This is a genomic window from Rhizobium sp. BR 317, from assembly GCF_047445835.1.
In the GTDB taxonomy this organism is placed as follows: Bacteria; Pseudomonadota; Alphaproteobacteria; order Rhizobiales; family Rhizobiaceae; genus Rhizobium; species Rhizobium paranaense.
In genome coordinates this window covers 1-1,049 of sequence record NZ_JARWLB010000153.1, presented here as the reverse complement: position 1 = coordinate 1,049, position 1,049 = coordinate 1, and the positions used below count along the sequence as shown (strand labels likewise).

The 1,049-nt window shown below is 52.1% G+C and carries 2 protein-coding genes; one reads left to right on the top strand and one right to left on the bottom strand.

All coding sequences use genetic code 11. From position 1 onward, the window contains the following. The coding region (locus QD357_RS32470) for a plastocyanin/azurin family copper-binding protein (RefSeq protein WP_414126109.1) at window positions 1–262 on the top strand (262 nt) is incomplete at its 5' end. Window positions 263–368: 106 nt separating this feature from the next. Here the strand turns inward: QD357_RS32470 and QD357_RS32465 are convergent. Further along, a partial coding sequence (locus QD357_RS32465) for a flavin monoamine oxidase family protein (RefSeq protein ID WP_414126107.1) occupies window positions 369–1,049 on the bottom strand: 681 nt, incomplete at its 5' end.

Sequence of the window (1,049 nt, the reverse complement as noted above, 5' to 3'; positions counted from 1 at the left end):
GCACAATAGCGTGTCGATTAAAAATGCCATTCCCGACGGGGCCGCTACATGGAGCGGCAAGATTAATCAGGAAATTTCAATCAAGATTGAGGTGCCTGGCGTCTACATTTACCAGTGCACCCCTCACTTTTCGATGGGCATGATTGGCGCGATCGTTGCTGGAGAACCGGTAAACTTGGCGGCCGTTAAATCGCTGCCGTTCAACGGCAAGGCGAAGAAKATCGCCACTGAGATTTTCGCGGCGATTGAAGCAGGGAAATAACTATCCTTTTAAGAGGCCGAGGCAGAAGGGATAGCATCGAATGCTGTTTCCTTCGCTCGCGCTTTAAAGCCCGGGCTCAGTAATGTACGGAGCCCGGGTTCAAATACTAAGCAGCCGGTCTCATAAAGTGCCGAATTTCCCGGCCTACACGAATCCCGCTCTCGATCGCACCATCTATATACTCGTGCCATCCGTCCGCAGTGGCTGAGCCAGCAAAGAATAGACGGCCCTCTGGTTTGGCCATGTCTTTATATTTGGAAAACCAACCTTTTCTCATCGCTGGGTAGCTCGTCCGCGCGTATTCATCCTTCGCCCAATTGTAGGGCAGCGCTTCAAGAACCTCAACGTCACCATGGATTTTACGGATTTCGGCAGCAATCGCGTCGAAGTCTTCGAGATCGATCAGCGATTGCCGACCAATCGTGATCTTGAGGATCGTTCCGAGCTCGTCGTTATAAGCGTAAGTTTGCACAGCGTTAAACGGGTTKGGATCATCGCAGAAAGTGAATGTGTTACCAAGGTTCTGGCGCACATGGACGTAAAGTTCGGCACCGTCCGCCATCTCAGCATGCTCGATGAAGGCTTGCTTCTCGAATGGGAGTKGTGGGTCAAAACKAATATCCKCATAGACTTTGGTCGGTAGCGTCAGCACGCATGTAAGCGCGCGGAATGTCCTCTTATCCGCGAGTGTGACCGTCACACCGTTATCTGCCTGTGTAACGGCTTCCACTGGTACACCAAACTCGCTATCTGCGCGGCAGTCATCGAAAATCGCCTGGCAGAGTGC